This is a genomic window from Rhizobium sp. 01N424, assembly GCF_056399485.1.
Genome location: NZ_JBFTRK010000005.1, coordinates 255187 through 278817, shown reverse-complemented (window position 1 = coordinate 278817; position 23631 = coordinate 255187). Strand labels below are relative to the sequence as shown.

The following is a 23631-nucleotide window of genomic DNA, read 5'->3' as shown; positions in this document are numbered from 1 at the left end:
CTGTCTTGAGACTCAAGAACTTAGAGCGTAATGTCGCGATGTTCAATATTTGTTCCCGTGATGACTTTGGCTGCACCTGACAAGACACCCGGCTTCTGTCGCGACTGCCTTGCCGAGCAGAAGGCGGAGACGCGCCGTTGCGTCAGCTGCGGAAGCCCGCGGCTTGTCCGGCACAAGGAGCTCTATGGCCTGACGCTGGCGCATATCGACTGCGACGCCTTCTATGCGGCAGTCGAAAAGCGCGACAATCCCGAACTCGCCGACAAGCCGGTGATCATCGGCGGCGGCAAGCGCGGCGTGGTTTCCACCGCCTGCTATATCGCCCGCATTCATGGCGTGCGCTCCGCCATGCCGATGTTCAAGGCCCTGGAAGCCTGCCCGCAGGCGATCGTCATCCGGCCCGACATGGAGAAATATGTCAGGGTCGGCCGCGAGGTCAGGTCGATGATGCAGGAGCTGACGCCGCTGGTGCAGCCGCTATCGATCGACGAAGCCTTCCTGGAACTCGGCGGCACCGAGCGCCTGCACAACGATCCCCCTGCCCGGACGCTGGCGAAATTCGTACGGCGGGTGGAGAAGGAGATCGGCATCAGCGTGTCGGTCGGGCTTTCCTATTGCAAGTTCCTCGCCAAGGTTGCTTCCGACCTGCAGAAGCCCCGCGGCTTTTCGGTCATCGGGCGTGAAGAGGCTGTCGAGTTCCTGGCGCCGCGCCCGGTGACGACCATCTGGGGCGTCGGCAAGGCATTCGCGGCCACGCTCGAATCCGATGGCATCCGGACGATCGGTCAGCTGCAGCAGATGGAAGAGACGGACCTGATGCGCCGCTATGGCAGCATGGGCCAGCGCCTCGCGCGGCTCTCCCGCGGCATCGACGATCGCGAGGTGCATCTCAACGAGGCAGCGAAAAGCGTCTCGTCGGAAACCACCTTCTTCGAAGACATTTCCCGTCACGAGGATCTCGTGCCGATCCTGCGGAACCTCTCCGAGAAGGTGTCCTGGCGGCTGAAGAAGGATGACATCGCCGGCCATACCGTCGTGCTGAAGATGAAGACTGCGGATTTCAAGCTACGGACGCGCAACAGGCGGCTGGAAGACCCGACGCAGCTTGCCGACCGGATCTTCCGCACCGGCGTTGAGCTGCTTGAACGGGAGACCGACGGCACTAAGTTTCGGCTGCTCGGCATCGGCGTCACCGATCTTTGCGATCCCGGCCGCGCCGATCCGCCCGATCTGATCGACGAGCAATCGACCCGCCGCGCGGCCGCCGAAGCAGCGATGGACAAGCTGCGCGAAAAATTCGGCAAGCACACCGTCGAGACCGGTTACACGTTCGGCAGCGGCAAGCGCGACCGCTAGGCGACGGCCATCGCGTTGATCTGCGCCAGCACGGCCGCCTTGTTCAGCGCGGCCTGGGCGTGATCGGGCGCCAGTTCGAGGGCTCGCGAATAGCTTTCCGCCGCATCCTCCAACCGTCCCATCCGGCGCAGAACATTGCCGCGATTGTTAAAGGCCGCGGCATAGGACGGCGAAAGGGCGATGGCGCGCTCATAGCTGACGATGGCCGCATCATCCTCGGACAGAGCGGCAAGGATATTGCCGCAGGTGCAATGGGCCGCCGCATTGCCAGGCCCGGCGGCCAGCGCCTCAAGGATCGACGACTTTGCAGCATCGAGGCGGCCCTGCTGCAACAGCACGAGCGCCAGCTGACGAAGGGCCGCAAAGTGCCCAGGCACCGCTTCGATGATGCGGCGATAGCCGGATTCGGCGCGCGCCAGGGCGCCAGCGCGGTGATCGGCGATCGCGGTGCGCATCAGCGCCTCCAGCTCGACATCCGCAGCAGGCCGGCGCCGTGCCGCTTCGAGGCTTTCAGCCAGCGCCAGCGTCTGGGAATGAGAAGGATCGGTGGCGAGGATCTGGCGGCAGCAGAGATTGGCATTTTCGATATCGCCTTTCGCTGCCATCTGCGCGGCGCGGTAACAGGCCGCGTCCAGCGAGCGCGGGTCGAGACGATCGCCGATATTGCGTTCGGAGACCGTCATCACCCTGCGACGCTCCACCAGCTGCTGTTCGCCGCCGAAAGTGAACTTGTAGGCAAAATCTCCGGTACCGAAATCGTAGTTCCGGTAGCCGTTCTCGATTGCCCAGCGAAGGCAATAACAATGCAGCGTGAAGCCCGGGCTGTGAGAGGCCGCGTTGCTATCCCGGCTGCCGATGAAGCAGATCATCGTCTTCTTCTTGTGATCGAGATAGAGGACCTGCATGGCGACAGGCCTGTCGCCCTCCCAAAGCACAGGCACCAGAAGCGATCCGTCATCAAGCGAACCGGGCAGCATCTTGCGGCAACCGGCAATGATACCGGCCGCATAATCCGGCTGACGCACACCCCATTGCGCATTCCACATCGCATAGAAGGTCTCGAGATTCTGCTCGAATGTCTCGGCGGTCGTATGGGTGACACGCAGTGCATGCTTGCCGCTCGCCAGATCGCGCAGGGCCACCCGGGCGTTGCGGCGAGCCTTGGAGCTGAGGCGGGTACTGAGGAATGTCTCGAAGTCATCCGCCAGCGGAATATAAACATAGGCGTCGTGATCGATGCTCTCGCCGGCATCGGTGATATGGTCAGCCCGGATGACCTTTGCCGGCACGAATTCCTGGCGCGGGAAACTGCCGATCAGTGCGGAGAGACGCTGGTCGGACAGATAGATCTCATCGAGATTGAACCGGCGCCAATTGAAGGTCTGCAGACAGGCTGCGAAAGCCGCCATCGCCTCGTCGGACCATTCGGGGCGTGAAAGAATGCCGCTGTAAACGGAGAAAGGCATGCCCGCCATATGGATGGCATTGAAGAAACCCTTCCCCGGCTCGAAATCCAGGCGGATCTGCAGTGGCAGGAATGCGATGTAATGCTCATCCGCTTCCGTGCGCTTTGCCGCCAGGACATGCCAGTTGGCGCGCGTTTGCAGATAGCGCCGCATCCAGTTCCAGGACATGAAATAGTTCGATTCCGGATCGGCGTCATAGACCGCCTCCCAGTCGCCCTGCAATTTCTCGAGTTCGTCGAACGCAGACACAATATCGACGTGCATAGCCGGGCTCCCCAACCGCCACGGCGTCGAGATTTGCATACATTCGCGCCCACTACAATAAGCGGTCGCTTGATCACGAGTGCGTGACGGCCGCCCCGGACGCTCGCGATCAAGCCTTCCTTAAACTTCGTTGAATATTGTTCCCCTCGAGTATTGCGTATTGGTTGGGTAACATGTTCTCGCGTTTTGTTTTCGGCCTCGGCTTGCTGTCGGCAACCGCACTGGTGAACCCTGCTCTGGCAGCGGATGCCAGGACGCTGCAAATCATCGTCTCCAAGGACAAGCAGTCGCTTGCGGTCTATGACGGCACCGAGGTCGTGGCGGCCTCGAAAGTCTCGACCGGCAAGCCCGGCCACACGACGCCGAGCGGCATCTTCTCGGTGCTCGAGAAGAAGAAATATCACGAGTCCAATCTCTATTCGGCAGCACCGATGCCATGGATGCAGCGGCTGACATGGTCCGGCATCGCGCTGCACGAGTCGAATTCGGTGCCGCGCTATCCGGCCTCGCATGGCTGCGTGCGCATGCCCGCCGCCTTCGCCAAAGAGCTCTACAAGATGACGGATCTCAGCGTCCCTGTTATCATCAGCAATGCGGCCGTCGTGCCCGAGCCGATCGACCACCCGTCGCTGTTCCGCCCGAACGCGCCAGAACCGGCGCTGCTGCTTTCCGACGTCCAGCTACGCCCATCCATCGGCAGCACCGATGGCGAGCCAGTGCAGCTGGCCATGAACACGGTGTCTGCATCGCTGATGCCGCCAACGGCCGCACCCGCCGAAAACCTCGAGCCGATCCGCATCCTGATCACCCGCCGCGCCCAGCGGGAATCGATCATCGACATCCAGACCTTCCTCAATCAGCTGGGCTTCAATGCCGGCAATCCGGATGGTTTGCTCGGCCCCTCGACGGTGCAGGCGATCAATGCTTTCAAGGCCTTGCGCCCCACTGCGTTCAAGGGCGACCGAACGCTCACCAGCGATACTCTCCTTAGGGAAGTTTACGCAGCGGTAGGCAAAGGCGAGCCGCCGAACGGCGTGCTGATGATCCGCCAGGATTTCAAGCCTGTCTTCGAGGCTCCCGTTACCATCGAGAACCCGCAACTAGCGCTCGGAACGCATTTCTTCACGCTGCACAAGGTGGATCAGCAAAACGGCACGGCAGACTGGCTGGGCCTGACGCTCGACAACAACCTGCCGTCACAGACGATGAAGCGCCTCGGCATCAAGACGCAGGAAGGCTCGATCATCATGGGCAGCCCGATCACCAACGCGCTGTCGCGGATCCAGATCCCCGACGACACCAGACGCAAGGTGGACATGATGCTGGCCGCCGGTTCGACGATGACGATTTCCGATACCGGCCTCGGCCCTGAGACCGGCGCCGGTACCGACTTCATCACCGTAACGCGCTAGACGAGCTCGACATCGACAATGCCGGGTGCTGCGCGCAGCGCCGCGGCGATCTCAGGCGTGATGCGGTATTTCTGCTGCAGCGCCACCTCGACCTCGCGCTTGCCATCCTCCTTGATGACGATGAAGGACACCAGACCCTCCCCCTTGGCATTCAGATGGGCGGCAACCGCCTTCAGCGGACCGGAATCGCGGACATAGACGCGCAGCGTCTTCTGCATCTGCAGCGACTTTTCTTCCAGCGACTGAATGGTCTGGATCCGCAGCCCGATGCCTTCTGGGCGCTCTTCGCCGGTGGCGGTGATGACGAAGGATTTTCCGGATTCCAGTATATCCCGATATTGGTTCAGCATCTCGGAAAACAGCACGGCTTCGTATTGGCCCGACGAATCCGAGAAGACGATGATGCCCATCTTGTTGCCGGTGCGCGTCTTGCGCTCCTGCTTGGAAATCACGGTACCGGCCAGACGGCCATTGGCGGCCCCCTGCCTGACAGCCGCGGAGAAATCCGCAAAGGTCTGCACGCGCATCTTGTCCAACAGGCTGTTGTAACTGTCGAGCGGATGTGCCGTCAGATAGAAACCGAGAACCTGAAATTCCTTCAACAGCCGCTCCGAGGCGAGCCAGGGCGAATAAGGCGGCAGGGCGATCTTTTCCGGTCCCGACGACAGCGCGCCACCGAAGATATCGGACTGGCCGCTCAGCTTGTTTTCCTGCGCGCGCTGCGCATAGCCGAGCACGCGGTCGAGACCAGCCGAAAGCTGCGCCCGGTCGAGATTGAAGCAGTCGAAGGCGCCGGCATAGATCAGGCTTTCGAGCACGCGGCGGTTCACCTGGCGCGGATCGATGCGCAGGCAGAAATCCTCGATACTGGAAAACGGCTTGTCGCCGCGCACCGAGACAATGTGTTCAACGGCGTTTTCGCCGACGCCCTTGAGCGCCGCCAGCGCGTAATAGATCCGCTCCTCGCCGGTTTCAAAATGCCGGAACGACGTCTGGACCGAGGGCGCGATCACGTCGATGCCCAGGCGCTTGGCATCCTGGCGGAAGTCGTTGACCTTGTCGGTGTTCGACATATCGAGCGTCATCGAGGCGGCGAGGAACTCGACCGGATAATGCGCCTTCATATAGGCCGTCTGGTAGGAGACGATGGCGTAAGCGGCGGCGTGCGACTTGTTGAAGCCGTAATTGGCAAACTTGGCTAGCAGTTCGAAGATGTTGTCGGCCTGCGGCTTCGACACGCCGTTCTTGACGGCGCCGCTGACGAAGCGCTCGCGCTGCTGGTCCATCTCGGCCTTGATCTTCTTACCCATGGCGCGGCGCAGAAGGTCAGCTTCACCCAGTGAGTAGCCGGAGAGAACCTGAGCGATCTGCATGACCTGCTCCTGGTAGACGATAACGCCCTGGGTTTCCTTCAACAGGTAGTCGATGGTCGGATGGATCGACTCGACCTCTTCCTCGCCATGCTTGCGGGCATTGTATGTCGGGATGTTTTCCATCGGGCCCGGGCGGTAGAGCGCCACTAGCGCGATGATGTCCTCGATGCAGTCGGGTTTCATGCCGATCAGCGCCTTACGCATGCCGGCACTTTCCACCTGGAACACGCCGACCGTTTCGCCGCGCGACAGCATCTCGTAGGTCTTCTTGTCATCGAGCGGGATCGAGGCCAGATCGACCTTGATGCCGCGCTTGGCGACGAAATCGACGGCGACCTTCAGAACGGTCAGCGTCTTCAGGCCGAGGAAGTCGAACTTCACCAGGCCGGCCTGTTCCACCCATTTCATGTTGAACTGGGTGACGGGCATGTCTGAGCGCGGATCGCGATACATCGGCACCAGCTTCGACAGCGGACGGTCGCCGATGACGATACCGGCGGCATGGGTCGAGGCATGGCGGTAGAGGCCTTCGATCTTCTGGGCGATGTCGAGCAGACGGGCGACGACAGGTTCCTTGGCCGCCTCTTCCTGCAGCTTCGGCTCTTCCTCGATCGCCTTCGACAGCGGCGTCGGATTGGCCGGGTTGTTCGGCACCAGCTTGCAGATCTTGTCGACCTGGCCATAGGGCATCTCGAGCACACGGCCGACGTCGCGCAGTGCAGCACGCGCCTGCAGCGAACCGAAGGTGATGATCTGCGCCACCTGCTCGCGGCCGTATTTCTTCTGCACGTAGCGGATCACCTCTTCGCGGCGGTCCTGGCAGAAGTCGATATCGAAGTCGGGCATCGACACGCGGTCGGGATTGAGGAAGCGTTCGAACAGCAGCGAGAAGCGCAGCGGATCGACGTCGGTAATCGTCAGGGCGTAGGCAACCAGCGAGCCCGCACCGGAACCGCGGCCCGGGCCGACCGGGATGTCCTGCAGCTTGGCCCATTTGATGAAGTCGGCAACGATCAGGAAGTAGCCGGGAAACTTCATCTTCTCGATGACGCTGAGCTCGAATTCTAGCCGGTCGCGATAGTCCTTCTCCTCGTAGCCCGGCGACATCCCGAGCGTCGCCAGACGCATATCGAGGCCTTCGACGGCCTGGCGGCGCAATTCGCCGGATTCGGCGCGATCGGCTTCGTCGGCGCCGTCGCTGGCGCCGGTAAAGCGCGGCAGGATCGGCTTGCGGGTCTGCAGAACGAAGGAGCAGCGCCTTGCGATCTCCAGCGTGCTTTCCAGCGCCTCCGGCAGATCGGCAAACAGCTTGGCCATTTCCGCCCGGCTCTTCAGATAGTGATCCGGAGTCAGCCGGAAGCGGCTGTCGTCGGAGACGATGGCGTTGTGCGCCACGGCCATCAGGGCGTCATGCGCGTCATAGTCGTCGCGCGCCGGGAAGAAGGCCTCGTTGGTCGCCACCAGCGGCAGATCGTGCTCGTAGGCAAGGCCGATCATCTTCTGCTCGTGGCGCTTGTCATAGGTGCCGTGGCGCTGCAACTCGACATAGAGCCGGTCGCCGAACAACGCCTTGAGACGCCACAGGCGCGAAACCGCCGGCGCCATATGCCCCTGCTTCAGGGCCATATCGATGGGGCCGCCAAGCGAACCGGTGAGCGCGATCAGACCCTCGGTTCCGGCCTCCTCGAGCCAGGAGGCGCGGACGTGGACCGCCTGATTGTCTTCACCGCCGAGATAGGCGCGGCTCACCAGATCGACGAGGCGCTCGTAACCGGCAGCCGTTGCCGCCAGCACGACGATCGCGGGCAGTTTGCCCATCATCTGCTGGCCGCCGCGCTTTTCAACTTCCAGCCCATCTTCCATATCGACGGAGATCTGGCAGCCGATGATCGGCTGCAGCCCCTCGTCCATCGCCTTCTGGGCGAATTCGAGGGCGACGAAGAGATTGTTTGTATCGGTGATGGCAATCGCCGGCTGGCTGTCGCCCGAAGCCTTGTAGAGGATCTTCTTCAGCGGCAACGCACCCTCGAGCAGCGAATAGGCGGAGTGTACGCGCAGATGAACGAAACCCGGCGTCCCGCCGATAAATCCGCCCTCTGCATCCGCCATGACACGTCCCTTCAATCGCCCGTATGAATCGGTGCCATTGTCGGTCCTGGCCGTGGAGATGTCCAGAAGAAGTCCCTGCCCGGAACCGCATGGCAGCCATGCGGTCCCCTGAAAAATTACATCGCCATCAGGATCAGAGAGAAGCTGGCAACAAACATTGCGATGGAGGTGAATGCTGCGACGTCACGGATCATGTCAGTCATTTGGCTCTCCTTTACTCGTTATGTTTTTAGTTTGTTCCGCTATTGTTCCGTTGTCAACAGGATTGTTTTCTGTTTGGTTAACGCGGAACCGGAGAGAAACATGCGCCTGATCATCCTTACCGCCGCCCTGCTTTCGGCCCAGGCCGCTGTTGCCTCCGATGCTGGCCCCGCCCGCATCGTCGATGCGGCCGTGGGCGACTGGAACGGCGACGGCAAGCCTGATCTGGCAGTGCTTGCCGAGGCCGCGGCGGATGCCGAAGACGATCAGCTCGGCATCTACATCTATCTGCGCGACGACCACGATCTGCTGCGGCTTGCGGCCAGCGCACCCGGCAAGATCTGGGGCAGCACGGCCATCGACGGGATCTACGGCCAGGAGCCATCGATCAAGGCCGCCGGAAAATCGTCGATCGCCGTCCATTCGCAAAACAGCGCCATCGGCCGGGACCGCTGGGAACAGACGCTGACGCTCGCCTATCGCAACGGCCAGTTCGTCGTCGCCGGCTATACCTACAGCGATTACGATACGCTCGACCCGGATGCGGGCGGCACCTGTGACTACAATGCGCTGACGGGTAAATTGCAGAAAGGGGGCAAGGATCAGACATCGGAGCCCCGCGTTATCGCCATCACCGACTGGAAGGACGAAACCGGCCAGTCGATCTGCGGCAACTGACGCTTGTTCTCTTTTTGTTCTTTACAAATATCGTTGCGTCTGCGAGACATATCGCAGGAGGCGCGGCATGTATCTCACTCTCTTGAACGACTTCATCGTCGAGGCAAAATCGCAGGCCTATGTCGGCGGCGGGGCAAAGATCGCGGCCTGCCGGCCGGGATCGCAGGATATCGGCTATGAGCGCGGCGAATGGCGCTATCTCGACAGTTATTTCGGCGGCACCGATTTCGCCGGCCAGGAGACGGTCTGGCTGAACGGCGAGCCCGTCTGGGCGATGAACTACTTCGGCCATATCATCGAGCCGCGGCTGATCGACGGTAGCCGCGCCGGGGCCGTGATCAAGGCAGCGCTCTCGGCGCTTTATGGCGGTGAAAAACGCTTTCTCGGCGGCATGGAATACGACCACGAATTCGGCCTGTATATCGACCGAAGCGAGGGCGATTGCGGGCATTTCCGCGGCCTGGAGATGATCGTCGTCGAGGAACGGCGGGCTTACGAGCTCGATTATCGCGGCGGCCTGATCCGCCTTTAGAACTCGACGACCTTGCCGTCGGTGATCGTCACACGGCGGTCCATGCGGCGCGCAAGCTCGTGGTTATGCGTGGCGATCAGGGCCGCGAGGCCCGACTGGCGCACCAGCGCTTCCAGCGCATCGAAGACGTAGTTTGCCGTTTCCGGATCGAGATTGCCGGTCGGCTCGTCGGCGAGAAGCAGGCTCGGCGCGTTGGCAACGGCGCGGGCAATCGCCACTCGCTGCTGCTCGCCGCCGGACAGTTCGCCCGGTCGATGGGCGCCGCGATGGCCGATGCGCATGTATTCGAGGAGCTGCTGGGCGCGCACGGCAGCTTCCTTGCGCGCCAGGCCTGAGATCATCTGCGGCATCATGATGTTTTCCTGCGCCGAGAATTCCGGCAGCAGGTGATGAAACTGATAGACGAAGCCGATCTCGCTGCGGCGGATCGCGGTACGCTTGTCGTCGGAGAGCCCGTTGCAGGCATGGCCGTTGATGCTGACCTCGCCATCGTCAGGATGTTCCAGCAGACCTGCCAGATGCAGCAGCGTCGACTTGCCGGTACCCGACGGTGCGACGAGAGCGACGATTTCGCCGCTGTGCAGCGTGAAATCCGCGCCCTTCAAGATCGAGAGCACCGTATCGCCCTGCCCGTAGTGACGCTCGACGCCGGAAAGCTTGAGAACGACATTGCGTTTCATGGAGTTCAGCATTCCTTATTCGTAGCGTAGCGCTTGCACCGGATCGAGGCGCGAGGCGCGCCAGGCCGGGAAGATGGTCGCAAGGAAGGACAGCGTCAGCGCCATGATCACGACGGACGTGGTCTCGCTGACGCTCATCTGTGCCGGCAGCTGGCTGAGGAAATAGAGCTGCGGATTGAAGAGAATGGTGCCGGTAATCCAGGAGAAGAACTGGCGGATCGACTCGATATTGATGCAGACGACAACGCCGAGCAGAACGCCTGCCAGCGTGCCGACGATGCCGATTGCGGCGCCGGTCATGAAGAAGATGCGCATGATCGCACCGGAGCTGGCGCCCATGGTGCGCAGGATGGCGATATCGCTGCCCTTGTCCTTCACCAGCATGATCAGGCCGGAGATGATGTTCAACGCCGCGACCAGAACGATCAGCGTCAGGATCATGAACATGACATTGCGCTCGACCTGAAGGGCGGAGAAGAAGGTCTGGTTGCGCTGGCGCCAGTCGGTGATGGCGATCTGGCGGCCAGCGGCAGCCTCCACCTTCGGCCTCAGATTGTCGATATCATCGGGATTGTTGGCGAAGAGCTCGATCGACTGCACCAGCCCTTCCGAATTGAAATAGAGCTGCGCCTCCTCGAGCGGCATGTAGATGATGGCGGAATCATATTCCGACATGCCGATCTCGAAGATGCCTGAGATGGTGTAGGACTTGACGCGCGGATTGACGCCCATCGGCGTCACATCGCCTTCCGGCGAAATCAGCGTGATCGTATCGCCTGCCTGCAGCCCCAACTGGTTGGCCATGCCGGAGCCGATCAACACGCCCTGCCCGGACATGAAGCCGACCAGATCGCCGGACTTGATGTTGTCGGAGACGGTTTTCAGCTTGGTCAGATCTTCTGAGCGAATACCGCGCACCAGCGCACCGCTGCCCGCCCCCCCCTGGCCTGACGCCAGCGTCTGGCCCTCGACCAGCGGCAGCGCCATGCGGATACCGGGCACAGCGGCGAATTTCTCCGTCAGCGCGGCATAATCGGTGAACGGCGCATCGACCGGCTGGACGATCATGTGGCCATTGATGCCGAGAATGCGCGAAATCAGCTCGGTGCGGAACCCGTTCATGACGGCCATGACGATGATCAGCGTCGCGACGCCGAGCATGATGCCGACGAAGGAGAAGCCGGCGATGACCGAAATGAACGCTTCCTTGCGCCGGGCGCGCAGATAGCGCCAGGCGACCATGCGTTCGAAGATGGAAAATGGCTTACTCGCCGAACCGAAACCGGATTTGGAACCCCGCTGGTCCACTGCTGCGTCTGCCATTTCGCCTCCGATATCAGCCCAAGAGCTTGTTGATCGCCGCGTCGATCGTCATCGTTTCGCGGGCGCCCGTCTTGCGGTCCTTGACTTCGACTTCGCCGTTCGCGACCGCACGCGGGCCGGCAATGATCTGAACCGGAACGCCGATCAGGTCTGCCGTCGCGAACTTCGTTCCGGCGCGATCGTCAGTATCGTCATAAAGGACGTCCTTACCGGCCTTGGAGAGCGCGGCATAGATCTTTTCGCAGGCGCTGTCGCAAGCGGCATCGCCGGCCTTCATGTTGATCACGATCGCATCGAACGGCGCGACGGAGGCCGGCCAGATGATTCCGTTCTCATCATGCGATGCTTCGATGATGGCGGGAACAAGGCGTGTCGGGCCGATGCCGTAAGAACCCATGTGAACATTGTGTTCCTTGCCGTCAGGTCCCTGGACCTTGGCGCCCATCGGGTCGGAATATTTGGTGCCGAAATAGAAGATATGACCGACTTCGATGCCGCGCGCAGAGAGCCTGTCGCTCTCGGGGATGGCGTCGAAGGCGGCTTCGTCGTGCATTTCCGAGGTGGCGGCGTAGACCGACGTCCACTTCTTGAAGATCGCATCCAAACCGGCGACATCGTCGAAATCGGTATCGACAGAGGGGATGTCGAAATTCACGAAGTCCTTGTGGCTGTAGACTTCGGATTCGCCGGTTTCGGCCAGGATGATGAATTCGTGGCTGAGATCGCCGCCGATCGGGCCGGTATCGGCACGCATCGGAATGGCGCGCAGGCCGAGACGATCGAAGGTGCGCAGGTAGGCGGCGAACATCTTCTTATAGGAGTGCTCCGCGCCTTCCCGCGTCAGGTCGAAGGAATAGGCATCCTTCATCATGAACTCGCGCGAGCGCATGGTGCCAAAGCGCGGACGGATCTCGTCACGGAACTTCAGCTGGATATGATAGAGGTTCAGCGGCAGGTCCTTGTAGGACTTGACGTAGGACCGGAAGATGTCGGTGACCATCTCTTCGTTGGTCGGGCCGTAGAGCATCGGACGGTCCTGGCGGTCCTTGATGCGCAGCATTTCCTTGCCATAGGCGTCGTAGCGGCCGCTTTCCTGCCAGAGCTCGGCAGACTGCAACGTCGGCATCGACAGCTCGATGGCGCCGGAGCGGTTCTGCTCCTCGCGGATGATGTTGTTGACCTTGTCGAGGACGCGCTTGCCGAGCGGCAGCCAGGAATAGATGCCCTGCGACTGCTGGCGGATCATGCCGGCGCGCAGCATCAGCCGGTGGGAGACGATTTCCGCCTCCTTGGGGTTTTCCTTCAGGATGGGCAGGAAGTAGCGGGACAGACGCATGACGGATTCCAGAGCAGTTGGGATTCCACATCAATCGCGGAATCGACGGCAATCGTTAACAGTGGCAGCGTTCATATCTGCTTCGCAGCCGGAAAGAAACCCGCGCGATACGCAAGCAGCCTTCCGCAGACGCAAGTTGGCGTCCGGAAAACGCGAATGCAGAAAAAATCGCGTGTTTATAAGGGCTTGCATCAAAATCTTGTCAACAGAAATTTTTTACCCGACTGTAGCAAAAATGCAAAAAAAGCTGGTGACAAAGCCCATTCTTTGAGCTAGTTTCAGCTCACAAAACAGGCAAGGAGATAAATTCTTGCCAACTCGCGGTCAAGTCTTGGGAGGATCAGATCTTAGGCGCGCTCGTCGCAGCCCCGGTAACGGTTACGGATCACGCGATACTTAAAACAAGGCTTTTAGCCTTGTTTTTTTTTGGTTTTTCAGCCCCTTCCCTAACGTGAACATCAGAGAATTGACGTTGCGGCAGATGCCCCTGCCGCCGCGTGAGCTCTTTGCATCATCTTGATGACAGCCGTATGACGGTGTTTCTACGCCAGGTAACGCATATGCTCAAAGATTGAGCAAAAGCCCTACTCGATGTTGAAGGCCGGGCCGATCTGCGGCAGGGCGTCGAACCCCCAACCGAAGTAGGTCGACGAGAAGTACCAAGCGCCGTAGACGATCGCCGAAACCACCGTCGTCGTCGAGAAGACGAACAGCGCCCGGAAGCGCGTCGGAGCGCTGGGTACCGTGCCGAGCACGATCTCGTTATCATCCGCCTGGGTGCGCAGACCGATCGGCAGGACGGCGAAAAGGGTGAGCCACCAGACGATGAAATAGACGGCGAAGCCCTGTAGGAAAATCTGCAGCATGGTGGGTTCCAAATCGCGTTACGACCATCGCAACGCCGCGCCTTATAGAGTGGATTGGCGCGAAGCTCAAATCACGCCGCGCGCTCAGCTGGGGAATAGGTCACTCTGCCGCAGCGGGCCCGATCAATCGCGAAGCGTCTCACTATGGAGTCTCGTGCAGTCCTTCAAGGCCGCGCTGAACTGTTCCGGTGGCATGCCGTCTTCCAATTGCCTGATCAGCTCATCGACACGGGCCTGCACGATCGCCTCTGCGGCAGGCTTGGGCTGACCTGCGCGCACGAGATTTTGTTCGCCTGCGCTGCTCAACACCAAGAATGCGTCATACATACGCTCGCGCTGGCGGGTTTGCCAGTTTCTGGGATAGGCCTCGACCAGAAGACGAAAGACTGCGGAGCATTCGAGCTGATGTCTCGCCCTCGCGGTAAGGGCATTTCCATCGACCGCCGCTTGCGCATGGGCGCCAGGAGGCACGGCTAGACAAATAGCACAGGCGATCCCTATTGATCTGACCGACATTTGCATTCCTCCACCTTCGAGAGGAATAGCAACCCTGGGTAAATATTCAATATGAATATCGGGTTGTGCTTCGAGTGGCGGTCAGACCTGCTCGAGCTCGATCAATGTCCCGAAGAAATCCTTGGGGTGCAAGAACAACACTGGTTTGCCATGGGCGCCGGTTTTCGGTTCGCCGTTGCCCAGCACCCTAGCCCCCGATGTCAGCAACTGATCACGGGCAGCAATGATATCCGCCACCTCGTAGCAGATATGGTGCATGCCGCCGGCAGGGTTCTTTTCGAGGAAGGCTGCGATCGGCGAAGCATCGCCGAGCGGCTCCAGCAGTTCGACTTTGGTGTTCTCGAGCTCTACGAAGACGACGGTGACGCCGTGGTCAGGCAGGGCCTGCGGCTGTGATACCCTGGCACCCAGGGTATCACGATAGCTGGCGCTCGCCGCAGCGAGATCGGGGACGGCAAGCGCGATGTGATTGACGCGGCCGAGCATAAGGTCAGACCTTGCTGAGGAAGACAGTCACAACCGGCTTCTTGCCCCAGGCGTGGTTTGCGGCGGAGCGCACAGCGCGGCGCGCGGCCTCCTGCACCATGTCCAGATCCTTGCGGCGGGCGCGCGGAATGCTCTCGATGGCGCCGACGACGGCGTCATAAAGCGTATCCTCCAGCTCATCGCCTTCATCGTCGTAGACAGGCAGGCCGATGGCCACGACATCCGGCTCGCCGATGATGTCGAAGCGGCTGTCCAGCAGCACGTTCACGGCGACATGGCCGACATAGGAGAGCTTCTTGCGATCGCCGATGCCCATTTCCTCGAAGTCGCCGATCAGCGAGCCGTCCTTGTAGATGCGGCCATGCGGCACTTCGCCGATGACCTCTGCCGGACCCGGCGCCAGGCGCAGCAGGTCACCATTGCGGACACGGGGAACACTTTTGATACCCGACTGTTCGGCAAGTTCCTTATGCGCCGTCAGATGCGTCGCCTCCCCGTGCACAGGCACGAGAATCTTCGGCCGCACCAGCTGGTACATCTTCTGCAGTTCGTTGCGGCGCGGATGACCGGAGACGTGAACCAGCGCTTCGCTGTCGGTGATGATGTGAATGCCCTGCTCGACGAGGCCGTTCTTGATGTCCTGAATGGCTTTCTCGTTGCCGGGAATGGCGCGCGAGGAGAAGACCACGATATCGCCGGCGGCAAGCGCCACATTGCGCATCTCGTCCCGCGACAGCTTGGCGAGCGCTGCGCGCGGTTCGCCCTGGCTGCCGGTCAGGATGACCACGACCTTGTCACGCGGGATATAGCCGTATTCGTCTTCGGCGATGAACGGCTTGACGCCTTCCATCAGGCCCAGCTCGCGGGAGACATCGACGACACGCTTCAGCGAACTACCGAGCAGCAGGATCTCGCGGCCGGCGGCTTCGGCTGCCTCGGCGACGGTGCGGATACGGCCGACATTCGAGGAGAATGTCGTGATCGCCACGCGTCCCTCGGCATTCTCGATGATCTTGCGCAGGCTGGCGGAAACGTCCTTTTCGGATGGCGAGACGCCGTCGCGCAGCGCGTTGGTGGAATCGCACATCATCGCCAGGACGCCCTCGTCGCCGAGCTGGCGGAAGCGGGTCTCATCGGTCAGCGGCCCGAGCGACGGCTCGTGGTCGATCTTCCAGTCGCCGGTATGGATGACATTGCCGAGCGGCGTGCGGATCATCAGCGACATCGGCTCGGGGATCGAGTGGTTGACGGCAACGCCTTCGATGCTGAAGGGGCCGACATTGATCGTATCGCCGGCCTTGAAGATCGTCACCGGCACTTCGCCGATCGCGTCCTTCTCATAATTGCGCTTGGCTTCGAGAAGCCCGGCCGTGAACGGCGAGGCGTAGACCGGGACGTTCAGGCCCGGCCAGAGATCGGCCAGCGCACCGTAGTGGTCTTCGTGGGCATGGGTGATGATGATCGCCTTGAGGCTCTTTCGCTCCTTGGCGAGAAAGCGGATATCAGGGAGCACCAGATCGACGCCCGGCAGATCGGGACCCGGGAAGGTCACGCCGCAATCGACCATGATCCACTGGCGATGATCCGCGGGGCCATAGCCGTACAGCGCGAGATTCATGCCGATCTCGCCGACGCCGCCCAGCGGAAGAAATACCAGTTCGTCCTGTTTCGCCATTAGGTCCTACTATCCAAAGAAAACATCACCGGCAGCGATCTGCAGTATCCTGCCTGCGCCGGTATCGAGCATCAACAGCCCATTATCATCAATTCCGGCGAATTGGCCGGAAATCGACCTGTCCGGCAAATTCACCGTGATCTTCTCGCCAATGCCGCAGGCGACATCGCGCCAGCGCGCGGTAATCTCCCGGATGCCGCGGCCCTCGTTCCAGATATCCAGAACTTCGGCCATCGAGGCATAGAGATGGGCAAACAATTCCTCAGGGGAAGCCCTGCCACCCTGCTCCCTGATGCAGGTCACCGGATACATCGGATTATCAGGCATGACGGAAACATTGATGCCGATGCCGATCACCAGCGCGTAGCGGCCATCCGGCAGCTGTTCGCCCTCGACGAGGATGCCGCAGGTCTTCTTGCGGCCGATCAGGATATCGTTCGGCCACTTGACTTCGAGGGGCTCGGCTGCCGGCGGCAGCACCATGCGAACGGCCTGATGCACGGCGACGGCAATCGCCAGCGGCAGAGATCCCATGCGCTCCATCGGCGCCGGATTAATCAGAAGGAGAGAGGCGTAGAGATTGCCGGGTTCGGAAACCCAGGGGCGTCCACGGCGGCCGCGGCCGCCGGTCTGCCTGACTGCGGTCACCCAGAGGAGGCCGCTGTCCCCTGCCCGGGCCCGGGCAAGGCATTCGGTGTTGGTCGACGGGGTCTCCGGCAGCGCTTCATGCCGGAAATCGCCGAGCGATATCCGGCGGCGCATGGGAGACACCATCAGAACAGCGTCGCTGCCGCGAGCTCGGCCGCACCGCCGATCGGACCGCCGATGAGAACATAGGCGAGAACGAACAGACCGGAGAGACCGTAGACCAGCTTGAGGGCGCCGGAGACGCGGGCAAACTCACCCTTGGCTTCATCGAACCACATCAGCTTGATGACGCGCAGGTAGTAGTAAGCGCCAACGACCGAAGCCAGAACGCCGATGATCGCCAGCGCATAGAGCTTGGCTTCGATGGCGGCGACGAAGACGAAGTACTTCGCGAAGAAGCCTGCCATCGGCGGAATGCCGGCCAGCGAGAACATCAGGATCGTCAGCACGGTCGCCATGAACGGGTTGGTGCTGGAGAGACCTGCGAGATCGTCGATACCTTCGACGACGGTGCCATCCTTGCGGCGCATCGACATGATGATCGCGAAGGAGCCGAGCGTCATGACCATGTAGATGACCATGTAGAGCATGACGCCGGAGACGCCCGTCTGGTTGCCGGCGGCGAGGCCGACCAGCGCATAGCCCATGTGACCGATCGACGAATAGGCCATCAGTCGCTTGATGTTCTTCTGGCCGATGGCGGCGAAGGAACCGAGGAGCATCGAGGCGATCGAGATGAAGACGACGACCTGCTGCCAGTCCGCCATGATCGGCTGGAAGGCGGTGATGACGATGCGGGTCATCATGGCCATGGCGGCAACCTTCGGCGCGCTGGCCAGGAAGGCCGTGACCGGGGTCGGTGCACCTTCGTAAACGTCAGGCGTCCACATGTGGAACGGCACGGCCGAGATCTTGAAGGCGATACCGGCGAGGATGAAGACCAGACCGAAGATCAGGCCCAGCGAACGGGCGCCTTCAACATTCAGCGCCTGGGCGATGTCGGCGAAATGCGTGTGGCCGGTGAAGCCGTAGACCAGCGACATGCCGTAGAGCAGCATGCCCGAGGAGAGCGCGCCGAGGACGAAATACTTCAGACCGGCTTCGGTCGATTTGACGCTGTCGCGGTTGATCGCAGCGACGACATAGATCGCCAGCGACTGCAACTCAAGGCCGAGATAGAGCGCGATCAGATCGTTTGCCGAGATCATCAGCATGATGCCGAGCGTGCAGAGCACGAGGAGAACCGGGAACTCGAACTTGTCGAGCTGGTTTTCCTTGGCAAGGCCGAGCGACATGAAGAGCGCCACGAAGGAGCCGGTCAGCGCCGTCACCTTCATGAAGCGGGAGAAGCCGTCCGCCTGATAGACACCGCCGAAGGCGAGGCCCGTGGACGGGATGAAGATCAGCCAGAGCGCCGAGGCGGCAAACAGGATCATGGCGAGCACGCTCACCATGCGCCCGGAACGCTCGCCCGCAAAGACGCCGATCATCAGAAGGACAAGGGCGCCTACCGCGAGGATCAGCTCCGGCGCGGCGAGATGCAGACTTGCAAGAATGGTTTCAGCGGTCATGTCCAAATAGTCCCGTCATCAATTCATCGACAGCGCAACGTTCTGCGCTGCGTGTACGGCGGCCGTATAATTATTCACCAGCAGATCCACCGAAGCGGCCGTCGCATCGAAGACCGGGGCCGGATAGACACCGAAGAGGATGGTCAGCGCAATCAGCGGGTAGAGCAGCAACTGCTCACGCGGCGAAAGATCGAGAAGCGCCTTCAGCTTTTCCTTCTCCAGCGCGCCGAAGATCACGCGGCGATAGAGCCACAGAGCATAGGCAGCCGAAAGGATGACACCGGTGGCCGCAAACAGCGCAACCCAGGTGTTGGCACGGAAGACGCCGATCAGGGTGAGGAATTCACCGATGAAGCCGGAGGTGCCGGGAAGACCGACATTGGCCATGGTGAAAACCATCATCGCCACCGCGTATTTCGGCATGTTGTTGACGAGGCCGCCATAGGCCGCGATCTCGCGGGTATGGGTGCGGTCGTAGACAACGCCGACGCAGAGGAAGAGCGCGCCGGAGACGATGCCGTGCGACAGCATCTGGAAGATCGAGCCCTGAACGCCCTGCATGTTGGCGGCAAAGATGCCCATGGTGACATAGCCCATGTGCGCCACCGACGAGTAGGCGATCAGCTTCTTGATGTCGTCCTGCATCATCGCCACCAGCGAGGTGTAGATGATGGCGATGACTGACAGGGCAAAGACCATCGGCGCGAAGAAATCGGACGCCACCGGGAACATGCCGAGCGAGAAGCGGATCAGACCATAGCCGCCGAGCTTCAGGAGCACACCTGCCAGGATGACGGAGCCAGCCGTCGGGGCCTGAACGTGCGCATCGGGAAGCCAGGTGTGAACCGGCCACATTGGCATCTTCACCGCGAATGAGGCGAAGAAGGCCAGCCATAACCACGTCTGCATCTGCGGCGGGAACTTGTAGGCGAGCAGCGCCGAGATATCGGTCGTGCCGGCCTGCCAGTACATTGCCATGATGGCGAGCAGCATCAGCACCGAGCCGAGCAGCGTGTAGAGGAAGAACTTGTAGCTTGCATAGACGCGGTTCGCGCCGCCCCAGACGCCGATGATCAGGAACATCGGGATCAGGCCTGCTTCGAAGAACACGTAGAACAGCACGATATCGAGCGACACGAAGACACCGACCATCATCACTTCGAGGATGAGGAAGGCGATCATGTATTCCTTCAGGCGCTTCTCGACCGAGAGCCAGCTGGCCAGCACGCAGAAGGGCATGAGGAAGGTCGACAGGATGACGAACAGCATCGAGATGCCGTCGATACCGACATGATAGCCGATGCCGGTGCCGAGCCAGGCGTGCTTCTCGATCATCTGGAAGCCCGGATTGGCGTTATCGAAGCCGATCCAGATCAGAAGCGACAGCAGGAACGTGACGATGGTCGTGAACAACGCGATGTTGAGCACGTTCCGGCGGCCATTCGGGCCGTTTTCATTCATCAGCAGCAGAAGCACCACGCCGACCAGCGGCAGGAAGGTGACCGTTGTAAGAATAGGCCAATCGGTCATCAGAAGGAACTCCCGAGCATCATCCAGGTAACGAGCGCCGCAATGCCGATCAGCATCGCGAAGGCGTAGTGATAGAGGTAACCGGTCTGCAGGCGGACCACGCGGTTCGTCACATCGACGACGCGGGCGGCAATGCCGTTCGGACCGTAGGTATCGATGACGCCGACATCACCCTTCTGCCACAGGAACTTGCCAAGAGCCTTGGCCGAGCGGACGAAGAGGAAGTCGTAGAGCTCGTCGAAGTACCACTTGTTCAAGAGGAACTGGTAGAGCACGCGATGCTGCTGGGCGAGAACGCGCGGCGTCGAAGGCGACTTGATGTACATGTACCAAGCGATCACGAAGCCCACGACCATGGCAATGAAGGGGCTCAGAGCCACCAGAGCCGGAACGTGATGGAAGTGTTCCAGCAGTTCGTTCTCCTTGGAGGTGAACAGCGCGCCCTTCCAGAACTCGGCATATTCTTCGCCGTAGAAACGGCCCTCGAAGAGGAAGCCTGCGAAGACGGCGCCGATCGCGAGGATATAGAGCGGCACCAGCATGACCTGCGGCGATTCATGGACGTGATGCATGACTTCGTGAGAAGCGCGCGGCTTGCCGAAGAAGGTCATGAAGATCAGGCGCCAGGAATAGAAGCTGGTGAACAGCGCGGCGATGACGAGCATGGTGAAGGCGAAGCCCGCGGCCGGCGAATGCGACGCGTAGGCAGCTTCGATGATGACGTCCTTCGAGAAGAAGCCTGCAAAGCCGAACGGCGTGAACGGAATGCCGACGCCGGTAATGGCGAGCGTGCCGATCATCATCATCCAGAACGTTACCTTGATGCGCGGACGCAGGCCGCCCATGTAACGCATGTCCTGTTCGCCATCGACGGCGTGGATGACCGAACCGGCGCAAAGGAACAGCAGAGCCTTGAAGAAAGCGTGCGTAAAGAGATGGAAGATCGCCGCACCATAGGCCCCTACTCCGAGCGCCACGAACATGTAGCCGAGCTGCGAGCAGGTGGAATAGGCGATGACGCGCTTGATGTCGTTCTGGACCAGACCGACCGTTGCCGCAAAGAAGGCGGTGATCGCGCCGATGATGGTGACGACGGTCAGGGCATCATGCGACAGTTCGAAGAGCGGCGACATGCGGGCGACGAGGAAGACGCCGGCGGTAACCATGGTTGCGGCATGAATGAGCGCAGAAACCGGGGTCGGGCCTTCCATGGCGTCCGGGAGCCAGGTGTGCAGCAGGAACTGCGCCGACTTACCCATGGCACCCATGAACAGCAGCAGGCAGACGGCCGTCAGCGCATGCGTCTTGTCGAGCTGCATGCCGAAGAGGTTCAGAACCACTTCGCTGGCAGCCTCGGCACCTTCATGCGGTGCGAAGTTCGCGGCGTTGGCGAAGATCGTGTCGAAGTTGATGGCGCCGAACAGCACGAAGACACCGGCAATACCGAGCACGAAGCCGAAGTCGCCGACGCGGTTGACGATGAAAGCCTTCATCGCGGCGGCCGAAGCGGACGGCTTTTTGAACCAGAAGCCGATCAGGAGATACGAGGCCAGACCCACGCCTTCCCAGCCGAAGAACATCTGCAGCAGGTTGTCGGAGGTCACCAGCATCAGCATGGCGAAGGTGAAGAGCGACAGATAGGCGAAGAAACGCGGGCGATGCGGATCATGATGCATGTATCCGATCGAGTAGATGTGCACCAGCGTCGAGACCGTGTTGACGACGATCAGCATGACGGAGGTGAGCGTATCGATGCGCAGTGACCAGGAGACGTCGATGCCGCCGGACTGGATCCAGCGCAGTACATCCACCTTGATGGCGCCTTCCGGATGGCCGAGCGCCACCGTGAAGAACACATACCAGGAGAGAGCGGCGGTGATGATCATCAGGCCGCTGGTGACGTATTCCGATGCCTTGGCGCCGATTGCGCGGCCGAAAAGGCCGGCAATGATCGCGCCGATCAAGGGAAGAAAGACGATAGCCTTATAGAGGAACATGAGCCGCTCAGCCCTTCATCATATTGACGTCTTCGACCGCGATCGAACCGCGGTTACGGTAGAAGACAACGAGAATTGCAAGACCGATCGCCGCTTCTGCAGCCGCAACGGTCAGAATGAAAAGTGCAAAGACCTGGCCGACGATGTCGTTGAGGAACGACGAGAAGGCGACCATGTTGATATTGACCGCAAGCAGGATCAGTTCGATCGACATCAGGATGACGATGATGTTCTTGCGGTTCAGGAAGATGCCGAAGACGCCGAGCGTGAAAAGGATGGCGCTGACCGTCAGGTAGTGGGAAAGACCGATGACCATGTTCTTTGTTCCTTATACCTGTCCTTAGACACCCTGCCCCGGCTTGACGGTGACCACCTCGACGGCGGTCGCCGGCGTGCGGGCAACCTGCTGGGAAATATTCTGGCGGCGGATATTGGTGCGATGCTTGAGCGTCAGCACGATCGCGCCGATCATGGCGACCAGAAGCACCAGGCCGGCGATCTGGAAGAAGTAGACGTAGTTCGTATAGAGCACGTCGCCGAGGGCCGCCGTATTGGTGCGTTCTGTCAGCGCCGGGATCGGCATGGCGACGGTCTTGGCGATCTCGGGCGAGATCACGCTGCCGCCGACGACGACGATCAGCTCGGCTGCGAGGATCAGGCCGATCAGCGCGCCGATTGGCGCATATTCGAGAACGCCCGCACGCAGCTCCGTGAAGTCGATGTCTAGCATCATGACCACGAAGAGGAAGAGAACCGCCACCGCGCCGACATAGACGACGAGCAGGATCATCGCCAGGAACTCGGCGCCGAGCAGCAGGAAGAGGCCCGCGGCGTTAAAGAAGGTCAGGATCAGGAACAGAACCGAGTGAACCGGGTTCTTTGCCCAGATGACCATGAACGCCGACGCTATCGCGACGAAGGCGAAAAGATAGAAAAATAGAGCCTGCAGACCCATGTTGGTGCCTTTTTCATCTTCCCCCGGGCAGCCGGGAGTTTCCCTGCCCGATGAAGCTTCGTCACCCGTGAAGGGCCGGCAAAGCTCCGGTGCATGTTGACCGCGGGCGGCGAGTGCCAGCCCTGCGGCATTTCAAATTTCAATCAACGGTACGGAGCGTCGATCGCGATGTTGCGCGCGATTTCACGTTCCCACCGGTCGCCATTGTCGAGAAGCCGCTGCTTGTCGAAGTAAAGCTCTTCGCGGGTCTCGGTGGCGAATTCGAAATTCGGGCCTTCGACGATCGCATCAACAGGGCAAGCTTCCTGGCAGAAGCCGCAATAGATGCACTTCACCATGTCGATGTCGTAACGCACCGTGCGGCGCGTGCCGTCATTGCGGCGCGGGCCGGCTTCGATGGTGATCGCCTGAGCGGGACAGATCGCTTCGCAGAGCTTGCAGGCGATGCAGCGCTCTTCGCCGTTCGGATAACGGCGCAGTGCGTGTTCGCCGCGGAAACGCGGAGAGACCGGACCCTTTTCGAACGGGTAGTTGATCGTCGCCTTCTGCTTGAAGAAGTAGCGCATCGACAGAAAGAATGCGCCGACGAATTCCTTGAGGAACAGCGAGCTGACGGCGTTGGACAAGCTGGCCATCTTCAACCTCCAAATTTGCTGG

Annotated in this window: 20 protein-coding genes; 4 read left to right on the top strand and 16 right to left on the bottom strand. The window is 60.9% G+C overall.

The genetic code is table 11. The features are described from left to right. The first annotated feature begins 60 nt into the window (after positions 1 to 60). Positions 61 to 1356: a DNA polymerase IV gene (locus AC1DNK_RS16125; protein ID WP_477942123.1), complete on the top strand. Its 1296-nt coding sequence runs from the start codon at positions 61 to 63 to the stop codon at positions 1354 to 1356. Here AC1DNK_RS16125 and AC1DNK_RS16120 read toward each other — a convergent pair. Then, entirely contained in the window at positions 1353 to 3086 is a 1734-nt protein-coding gene (locus tag AC1DNK_RS16120) for a GNAT family N-acetyltransferase (RefSeq protein WP_477942121.1), read from the bottom strand. The two genes, AC1DNK_RS16125 and AC1DNK_RS16120, sit on opposite strands and share 4 nt — an antisense overlap. 173 nt (positions 3087 to 3259) lie before the next feature. On the opposite strand from AC1DNK_RS16120, the gene AC1DNK_RS16115 reads away from it, so the two are divergent. After that, positions 3260 to 4498, top strand: coding sequence for a L,D-transpeptidase family protein (locus AC1DNK_RS16115; RefSeq protein ID WP_477942119.1), 1239 nt, complete (start codon positions 3260 to 3262; stop codon positions 4496 to 4498). On the opposite strand, the gene dnaE is transcribed toward AC1DNK_RS16115, so the two are convergent. After that, the gene (gene dnaE, locus AC1DNK_RS16110) at positions 4495 to 7980 is read right to left on the bottom strand and encodes a DNA polymerase III subunit alpha (protein ID WP_477942117.1); all 3486 of its coding nucleotides are present in this window, start codon (positions 7978 to 7980) and stop codon (positions 4495 to 4497) included. The genes AC1DNK_RS16115 and dnaE overlap by 4 nt on opposite strands. A 303-nt stretch (positions 7981 to 8283) precedes the next feature. On the opposite strand from dnaE, the gene AC1DNK_RS16105 reads away from it, so the two are divergent. Both AC1DNK_RS16105 and AC1DNK_RS16100 read left to right on the top strand, forming a co-directional pair. Then, on the top strand, positions 8284 to 8859 hold the full coding sequence (locus tag AC1DNK_RS16105) for a hypothetical protein (RefSeq protein WP_477942115.1): 576 nt from the start codon (positions 8284 to 8286) through the stop codon (positions 8857 to 8859). Positions 8860 to 8926: 67 nt separating this feature from the next. Beyond that, on the top strand, positions 8927 to 9391 hold the full coding sequence (locus AC1DNK_RS16100; RefSeq protein ID WP_477942113.1) for a DUF5680 domain-containing protein: 465 nt from the start codon (positions 8927 to 8929) through the stop codon (positions 9389 to 9391). Here the strand turns inward: AC1DNK_RS16100 and AC1DNK_RS16095 are convergent. From AC1DNK_RS16095 to nuoI, 14 genes are all read right to left on the bottom strand, one after another. After that, complete coding sequence (locus tag AC1DNK_RS16095) at positions 9388 to 10071, bottom strand: ABC transporter ATP-binding protein (RefSeq protein ID WP_477942111.1); 684 nt, start codon at positions 10069 to 10071, stop codon at positions 9388 to 9390. The two genes, AC1DNK_RS16100 and AC1DNK_RS16095, sit on opposite strands and share 4 nt — an antisense overlap. 15 nt (positions 10072 to 10086) lie before the next feature. Further along, on the bottom strand, positions 10087 to 11394 hold the full coding sequence (locus tag AC1DNK_RS16090) for a lipoprotein-releasing ABC transporter permease subunit (protein ID WP_477942109.1): 1308 nt from the start codon (positions 11392 to 11394) through the stop codon (positions 10087 to 10089). A gap of 13 nt (positions 11395 to 11407) precedes the next feature. Continuing rightward, a complete protein-coding gene (gene proS, locus AC1DNK_RS16085) occupies positions 11408 to 12730 on the bottom strand; it encodes a proline--tRNA ligase (RefSeq protein ID WP_477942107.1) in 1323 nt (440 codons plus the stop codon). Positions 12731 to 13314: 584 nt separating this feature from the next. Continuing rightward, positions 13315 to 13596, bottom strand: coding sequence for a DUF1467 family protein (locus tag AC1DNK_RS16080; RefSeq protein WP_477942105.1), 282 nt, complete (start codon positions 13594 to 13596; stop codon positions 13315 to 13317). Positions 13597 to 13719: 123 nt separating this feature from the next. Continuing rightward, complete coding sequence (locus AC1DNK_RS16075) at positions 13720 to 14112, bottom strand: hypothetical protein (protein WP_477942103.1); 393 nt, start codon at positions 14110 to 14112, stop codon at positions 13720 to 13722. Positions 14113 to 14193: 81 nt separating this feature from the next. Beyond that, a complete protein-coding gene (mce, locus tag AC1DNK_RS16070; protein ID WP_477942101.1) occupies positions 14194 to 14598 on the bottom strand; it encodes a methylmalonyl-CoA epimerase in 405 nt (134 codons plus the stop codon). Positions 14599 to 14602: 4 nt separating this feature from the next. Continuing rightward, positions 14603 to 16273: a ribonuclease J gene (locus tag AC1DNK_RS16065; RefSeq protein ID WP_477942099.1), complete on the bottom strand. Its 1671-nt coding sequence runs from the start codon at positions 16271 to 16273 to the stop codon at positions 14603 to 14605. A gap of 9 nt (positions 16274 to 16282) precedes the next feature. Further along, complete coding sequence (locus AC1DNK_RS16060) at positions 16283 to 17047, bottom strand: biotin--[acetyl-CoA-carboxylase] ligase (protein ID WP_477942097.1); 765 nt, start codon at positions 17045 to 17047, stop codon at positions 16283 to 16285. Continuing rightward, on the bottom strand, positions 17047 to 18492 hold the full coding sequence (nuoN, locus tag AC1DNK_RS16055; protein WP_112389751.1) for an NADH-quinone oxidoreductase subunit NuoN: 1446 nt from the start codon (positions 18490 to 18492) through the stop codon (positions 17047 to 17049). Before nuoN ends, AC1DNK_RS16060 begins: the two co-directional genes overlap by 1 nt. A gap of 18 nt (positions 18493 to 18510) precedes the next feature. Continuing rightward, positions 18511 to 20022, bottom strand: coding sequence for an NADH-quinone oxidoreductase subunit M (locus AC1DNK_RS16050; protein WP_310298467.1), 1512 nt, complete (start codon positions 20020 to 20022; stop codon positions 18511 to 18513). Then, positions 20022 to 22019 (bottom strand): NADH-quinone oxidoreductase subunit L, encoded by a 1998-nt coding sequence (gene nuoL, locus AC1DNK_RS16045; RefSeq protein WP_477942095.1) that lies wholly within the window; start codon positions 22017 to 22019, stop codon positions 20022 to 20024. Before nuoL ends, AC1DNK_RS16050 begins: the two co-directional genes overlap by 1 nt. A gap of 7 nt (positions 22020 to 22026) precedes the next feature. Continuing rightward, a complete protein-coding gene (gene nuoK, locus AC1DNK_RS16040; RefSeq protein WP_018900202.1) occupies positions 22027 to 22335 on the bottom strand; it encodes an NADH-quinone oxidoreductase subunit NuoK in 309 nt (102 codons plus the stop codon). 24 nt (positions 22336 to 22359) lie between these two features. Beyond that, complete coding sequence (locus tag AC1DNK_RS16035) at positions 22360 to 22974, bottom strand: NADH-quinone oxidoreductase subunit J (RefSeq protein ID WP_112389680.1); 615 nt, start codon at positions 22972 to 22974, stop codon at positions 22360 to 22362. Between the two features lie 143 nt (positions 22975 to 23117). Next, positions 23118 to 23609 (bottom strand): NADH-quinone oxidoreductase subunit NuoI, encoded by a 492-nt coding sequence (gene nuoI / locus AC1DNK_RS16030; protein ID WP_112389679.1) that lies wholly within the window; start codon positions 23607 to 23609, stop codon positions 23118 to 23120. Positions 23610 to 23631: the final 22 nt, after the last annotated feature.

What these genes read in the sequence shown, in the direction of transcription:
- AC1DNK_RS16125 (WP_477942123.1), top strand. Translation starts at nt 61, where the DNA reads ATGACTTTGGCTGCACCTGACAAGACACCCGGCTTCTGTCGCGACTGC.
- AC1DNK_RS16120 (WP_477942121.1), bottom strand. Translation starts at nt 3,086, where the DNA reads ATGCACGTCGATATTGTGTCTGCGTTCGACGAACTCGAGAAATTGCAG.
- AC1DNK_RS16115 (WP_477942119.1), top strand. Translation starts at nt 3,260, where the DNA reads ATGTTCTCGCGTTTTGTTTTCGGCCTCGGCTTGCTGTCGGCAACCGCA.
- dnaE (WP_477942117.1), bottom strand. Translation starts at nt 7,980, where the DNA reads ATGGCGGATGCAGAGGGCGGATTTATCGGCGGGACGCCGGGTTTCGTT.
- AC1DNK_RS16105 (WP_477942115.1), top strand. Translation starts at nt 8,284, where the DNA reads ATGCGCCTGATCATCCTTACCGCCGCCCTGCTTTCGGCCCAGGCCGCT.
- AC1DNK_RS16100 (WP_477942113.1), top strand. Translation starts at nt 8,927, where the DNA reads ATGTATCTCACTCTCTTGAACGACTTCATCGTCGAGGCAAAATCGCAG.
- AC1DNK_RS16095 (WP_477942111.1), bottom strand. Translation starts at nt 10,071, where the DNA reads ATGAAACGCAATGTCGTTCTCAAGCTTTCCGGCGTCGAGCGTCACTAC.
- AC1DNK_RS16090 (WP_477942109.1), bottom strand. Translation starts at nt 11,394, where the DNA reads ATGGCAGACGCAGCAGTGGACCAGCGGGGTTCCAAATCCGGTTTCGGT.
- proS (WP_477942107.1), bottom strand. Translation starts at nt 12,730, where the DNA reads ATGCGTCTGTCCCGCTACTTCCTGCCCATCCTGAAGGAAAACCCCAAG.
- AC1DNK_RS16080 (WP_477942105.1), bottom strand. Translation starts at nt 13,596, where the DNA reads ATGCTGCAGATTTTCCTACAGGGCTTCGCCGTCTATTTCATCGTCTGG.
- AC1DNK_RS16075 (WP_477942103.1), bottom strand. Translation starts at nt 14,112, where the DNA reads ATGTCGGTCAGATCAATAGGGATCGCCTGTGCTATTTGTCTAGCCGTG.
- mce (WP_477942101.1), bottom strand. Translation starts at nt 14,598, where the DNA reads ATGCTCGGCCGCGTCAATCACATCGCGCTTGCCGTCCCCGATCTCGCT.
- AC1DNK_RS16065 (WP_477942099.1), bottom strand. Translation starts at nt 16,273, where the DNA reads ATGGCGAAACAGGACGAACTGGTATTTCTTCCGCTGGGCGGCGTCGGC.
- AC1DNK_RS16060 (WP_477942097.1), bottom strand. Translation starts at nt 17,047, where the DNA reads ATGGTGTCTCCCATGCGCCGCCGGATATCGCTCGGCGATTTCCGGCAT.
- nuoN (WP_112389751.1), bottom strand. Translation starts at nt 18,492, where the DNA reads ATGACCGCTGAAACCATTCTTGCAAGTCTGCATCTCGCCGCGCCGGAG.
- AC1DNK_RS16050 (WP_310298467.1), bottom strand. Translation starts at nt 20,022, where the DNA reads ATGACCGATTGGCCTATTCTTACAACGGTCACCTTCCTGCCGCTGGTC.
- nuoL (WP_477942095.1), bottom strand. Translation starts at nt 22,019, where the DNA reads ATGTTCCTCTATAAGGCTATCGTCTTTCTTCCCTTGATCGGCGCGATC.
- nuoK (WP_018900202.1), bottom strand. Translation starts at nt 22,335, where the DNA reads ATGGTCATCGGTCTTTCCCACTACCTGACGGTCAGCGCCATCCTTTTC.
- AC1DNK_RS16035 (WP_112389680.1), bottom strand. Translation starts at nt 22,974, where the DNA reads ATGGGTCTGCAGGCTCTATTTTTCTATCTTTTCGCCTTCGTCGCGATA.
- nuoI (WP_112389679.1), bottom strand. Translation starts at nt 23,609, where the DNA reads ATGGCCAGCTTGTCCAACGCCGTCAGCTCGCTGTTCCTCAAGGAATTC.